This is a genomic window from Nonomuraea sp. NPDC005501, from assembly GCF_040605905.1.
In the GTDB taxonomy this organism is placed as follows: domain Bacteria; phylum Actinomycetota; class Actinomycetes; order Streptosporangiales; family Streptosporangiaceae; genus Nonomuraea.
In genome coordinates this window covers 1-4,267 of record NZ_JBEXDT010000201.1, presented here as the reverse complement: position 1 = coordinate 4,267, position 4,267 = coordinate 1, and the positions used below count along the sequence as shown (strand labels likewise).

At 74.2% G+C, this 4,267-nt stretch carries 6 protein-coding genes; 5 read left to right on the top strand and 1 reads right to left on the bottom strand.

Features of this window, described 5'->3' with window-relative positions; translation table 11 throughout:
• A partial coding sequence (locus ABZS51_RS42405) for an SDR family NAD(P)-dependent oxidoreductase (RefSeq protein WP_355453939.1) occupies positions 1–107 on the bottom strand: 107 nt, incomplete at its 3' end.
• Between the two features lie 99 nt (positions 108–206).
• Here ABZS51_RS42405 and ABZS51_RS42400 point away from each other — a divergent pair.
• The 5 genes from ABZS51_RS42400 to ABZS51_RS42380 are packed head-to-tail and all read left to right on the top strand — an operon-like array spanning position 207 to position 4,103.
• Positions 207–944: an enoyl-CoA hydratase family protein gene (locus tag ABZS51_RS42400; protein ID WP_355453934.1), complete on the top strand. Its 738-nt coding sequence runs from the start codon at positions 207–209 to the stop codon at positions 942–944.
• Positions 945–970: 26 nt separating this feature from the next.
• Entirely contained in the window at positions 971–1,762 is a 792-nt protein-coding gene (locus ABZS51_RS42395) for a CoA-transferase (RefSeq protein ID WP_355453936.1), read from the top strand.
• A complete protein-coding gene (locus ABZS51_RS42390; RefSeq protein ID WP_355453931.1) occupies positions 1,746–2,492 on the top strand; it encodes a CoA-transferase in 747 nt (248 codons plus the stop codon). Before ABZS51_RS42395 ends, ABZS51_RS42390 begins: the two co-directional genes overlap by 17 nt.
• Positions 2,489–3,517, top strand: coding sequence for a nitronate monooxygenase (locus ABZS51_RS42385; RefSeq protein ID WP_355453928.1), 1,029 nt, complete (start codon positions 2,489–2,491; stop codon positions 3,515–3,517). Before ABZS51_RS42390 ends, ABZS51_RS42385 begins: the two co-directional genes overlap by 4 nt.
• 58 nt (positions 3,518–3,575) lie before the next feature.
• Positions 3,576–4,103 (top strand): sigma-70 family RNA polymerase sigma factor, encoded by a 528-nt coding sequence (locus tag ABZS51_RS42380; protein WP_355453925.1) that lies wholly within the window; start codon positions 3,576–3,578, stop codon positions 4,101–4,103.
• The last annotated feature ends 164 nt before the right edge of the window (positions 4,104–4,267 follow it).

Here is a 4,267-nt window from a genome sequence, read left to right as displayed (position 1 = left end):
CGGCCGAGGGAGGGCGGCGGGGTGCGGGCGCACGCCACGACCGTGGCGCCCGCCTCCAGGAACGCGCGGGCGATGCCGGCGCCGATCCCCTTGGTCCCTCCCGTCACGAGGACGACCTTGCCCGCGTAGTCGTAAGTCACCGTCACGAGTGCTACCGTACCAAGCAAGCGCTAGGACAAAGCAAGCGTACACACCCTGGGAGCGGGATGGGAATCACGCTGCGCGCCGGCCCGATCGCCGAGGTCGTCATGGAGGTCCCGCCGGTCAACGCCCTCGCCGTCCGGCACTGGCACGACCTGGCGGACTCCCTCCAGCAGGCGGGGCAGGATCCCGCCACCCGGGTCGTGGTGCTGCGCGCCGAGGGGCGCGGGTTCAACGCGGGCGTGGACATCAAGGAGATGCAGTCCGCCGACGGCCATCGGGCGCTCGTCGGGGCGAACCGGGGCTGCCACGCCGCCTTCGCCGCCGTCTACGACTGCGCCGTGCCGGTGGTGGCCGCGGTCCACGGGTTCTGCCTGGGCGGCGGCATCGGGCTGGCCGGCAACGCGGACGTCGTCGTGGCCTCCGACGACGCCTACTTCGGGCTGCCCGAGGTGGACCGCGGGGCGCTCGGGGCGGCGACGCACCTGTCCCGGCTCGTCCCGCCGCACCTCATGCGGGCCATGGTCTACACGTGCCGCAACGTGACGGCCGCCGAGCTGCTGTCGTTCGGCTCGGTGCTGGACGTGGTGCCGCACGAGGCGCTGCGGGAGGCCGCGCTGGAGGTGGCCGGGCGGATCGCCGCCAAGGACCCGTACGTGATCCGGCTGGCGAAGGAGTCGCTGAACGGCATCGACCCCGTGGACGTCAGGCGGAGCTACCGGTTCGAGCAGGGCTTCACCTTCGAGCTGAACCTCGTCGGCAAGGGCGACGAGCACCGCCAGCGCTTCATGGAGGGCTCATGAGCGGCGGCGCGGCCAGAAGCAAGGTCATGAGCGTCGAGGAGGTCGTCGGCCGGCTGGAGAGCGGGATGACGATCGGGATCGGCGGGTGGGGGTCGCGGCGCAAGCCGATGGCCCTGGTCCGCGGCCTGCTCCGCTCCCGGCTGCGCGACCTCACGATCGTCTCGTACGGCGGGCCGGACGTGGGCATGCTGTGCGCCGCGGGCAAGGCGCGCAGGGTCGTCGCCCCGTTCGTGACGCTCGACTCCGTCCCGCTCGAACCCCACTTCCGCAGGGCCCGTCAGAGCGGGTCCGTCGCGTTCACCGAGTACGACGAGGGCATGTTCATGTTCGGGCTGCTGGCGGCGGCGCACCGGCTGCCGTTCCTGCCGACCCGGGCGGGGCTGGGCTCCGACGTGATGCGGGTCAACCCGCACCTGCGGACCATCCGATCCCCTTACGACGACGAGCACGGCGACGGGGAGGAGCTGGTGGCCGTGCCCGCGCTCACCCTGGACGCCGCGCTGGTCCACCTGAACCGGGCCGACCGGCGCGGCAACGCCCAGTACCTCGGCCCGGACCCGTACTTCGACGACCTGTACGTCAAGGCGGCGACGAGCGCCTACGTGTCGTGCGAGCGGCTGGTGGACACCGCGGACCTGCTACAGGAGGGACCGGTGCAGTCGCTGCTGGTCAGCAGGTCGATGGTGACCGGGGTGGTGGACGCGCCGGGCGGGGCGGGCTTCACCGCGTGCGAGCCCGACTACGGGCGCGACGAGGAGGCGCAACGGCGTTACGTGGAGACCCCCTGGGAGGAGTACGCCCGTGGCGAGCAGGGCTGATGTGTGCGTGGTGGCGTGCGCCGAGGCGTTCAGGGGCGACGGCGAGATTCTCGCGGCCGGCATCGGCGGGGCCGTCACGGTGCTGGGGGCGCGCCTGGCGCGGCTGACGTTCGAGCCGGACCTGCTGACGCACGACGGCGTCTGCCTGCTCACCGGCGACGTGCCCGCGCTGGGCGAGGCGCCGGAGGTGGTCGAGGGGTGGCTGCCGTTCCGCGACCACCTGTGGCTGGTGCTGAACGGCCGGCGCCACGTGATGCTGGGCGCGAGCCAGATCGACCGGCACGGCAACTCGAACATCTCCTGCATCGGCGACTGGAGCATGCCGAAGGCGCAGCTGCTCGGCGTGCGCGGCGCTCCGGGCAACACGCGCTGCGACCCGACGAGCTACTGGATCCCGCGCCACTCCCCCCGGGTGTTCGTGCCGGAGGTGGACGTGGTCAGCGGCGTCGGCACCGACAGGGGCGCGTACGAGCTGCGCCGGGTGGTGACGGACCTGGCCGTGCTGGACCTCGGCGGGCCGGGCGGCACGATGCGGCTGGTCTCCACGCATCCCGGGGTGAGTGTGCAGGAGGTGGTGGCGGCCACGGGGTTCGAGCTGGACGTGCCCGCCGGCGTGCCCGAGACCAGGGAGCCGACCGGCGAGGAGCTGGGGCTGCTGGACGAGGTGCTGGACCCGCGCGGGCTGCGCCATCGCGAGGTTCCGGGGCCGCGCACGGGGGCCGCCAGGTGAGGACCGCGCTGACCGACCTCGTCGGCTGCCGCCATCCGATCGTGCAGACCGGCATGGGGTACGTGGCGGGCGCCCGGCTGGCCGCGGCCACCTCCCGCGCGGGCGGCCTGGGGATCATCGCGGCGGCCACGATGTCGGTGGCCGAGATGACCGCGGCGGTCCGGGCCGTCAAGGAGCGCACCGACGCCCCGTTCGGCGTGAACATCCGCTCCGACGCCGACGACGCCGCCGAGCGGGTCGAGGTGATGATCCGCGAGGGGGTGCGGGTGGCCTCGTTCGCGCTCGCGCCGCGCAGGGAGCTTATCGCCCGGCTGAAGGACGCGGGCGTGGTCACGATGCCCTCGGTGGGGGCGCGGCGGCACGCGGAGAAGGTGGCCGCCTGGGGCGCCGACGCGGTGATCGTGCAGGGGGGCGAGGGCGGCGGGCACACCGGGCCACTGGCCACCACGCTGCTGCTGCCGCAGGTGGTGGACGCCGTGGACATCCCGGTGGTGGCCGCCGGGGGCTTCTTCGACGGGCGCGGGCTGGTGGCGGCGCTGGCGTACGGGGCGTGCGGGATCGCCATGGGGACGCGGTTCCTGCTGACCGGCGACTCCCCGGTGCCGGACCAGGTGAAGCGGCTCTACCTGGAGGCGGCCGACACGCTCGTCACCACCAAGGTGGACGGCGTGCCGCACCGGGTGCTGCGCACGCCGTTCGTGGAGTCGCTGGAGCGCTCGCGGCTGCTGCGCGCGGTGGTCAACGCTGCGCGGTTCAGGAGGCTGTCCGGGCTGCCGTGGGCCGCGATGGTCCGGGAGGGGCGGCGCATGCGGCACGGCCGCGACCTGACCTGGGCACAGGTGCTCCAGGCGGCGAACACGCCGGTGCTGCTGCGGGCGGCCATGGTGGAGGGGCGCGGCGACCTCGGGGTGATGGCCTCGGGCCAGGTGGTGGGCGTGATCGGCGACCTGCCCTCGTGCGAGGAGCTGATCGGGCGGATCATGGCGGAGGCGGAGACGGTCCTGAGGCGCATGCCTGTCCCCTGAGGCGCACCCGAGGACGGCGGCGACGCAGCGGATCGGGGGCGACGCGCGTTCTTAGGTCATGAACACTGAGACAGCCGCGCGCGCACTCGCCCCGCCGGGCGCCGAGGCGGTGCTGGCGAGCCTGTATCGCGAGCACTGGCTCGCCCTGGTGCGCCTGGCCGTGCTGCTCGTCGGCGACCGGGAGAGCGCCGAGGACGTCGTCCAGGACGTCTTCTCCAGGCTGCACGGCAAGCGCCCCGAGGCGCTGAACCTGGCGTACGTGCGCGTCTGCGTGCTCAACGCCTCCCGCTCGGTCCTGCGCCGGCGCGGCGTCGCCGCCGGGGTGGTGCCGGGACGGAGGGACGAGCCGGTGGGCTCCGCGGAGACGGCCGCGCTGCTCGGGGAGGCGCGGCAGGAGATGCTCGCCGCACTGGGCCGGCTGCCCAGGCGGCAGCGCGAGATCCTCGTGCTGCGTTACTACCTCGATCTGTCCGACGCCGACATCGCGCGGGCGACGCGCGTCCGGCAGAGCACCGTACGGTCCACCGCCTCCAGGGCCCTGGACCGGCTCAAGCGCGAACTGGGAGAACGGGGGGACAAGGCATGACCGGCATCGAGGAGCGGCTGAGGGACGCGCTGGCGGCCAGGGCCGAGACCGTGCGGGACGACGGGACGCCGCGCGTGCTGCCCGCGCCGCACGCGAGGTGGTCCGGCGGCGGGTGGTGGGCGCCGGTGGCGGTGGCGGCCGCGATCGTCGCCGTGGTGGCGGCC

Bases quoted from the DNA above. Each gene is read 5' to 3' on its own strand.
- ABZS51_RS42380 (WP_355453925.1), top strand. From the start codon at position 3,576: ATGAACACTGAGACAGCCGCGCGCGCACTCGCCCCGCCGGGCGCCGAG.
- ABZS51_RS42395 (WP_355453936.1), top strand. From the start codon at position 971: ATGAGCGTCGAGGAGGTCGTCGGCCGGCTGGAGAGCGGGATGACGATC.
- ABZS51_RS42400 (WP_355453934.1), top strand. From the start codon at position 207: ATGGGAATCACGCTGCGCGCCGGCCCGATCGCCGAGGTCGTCATGGAG.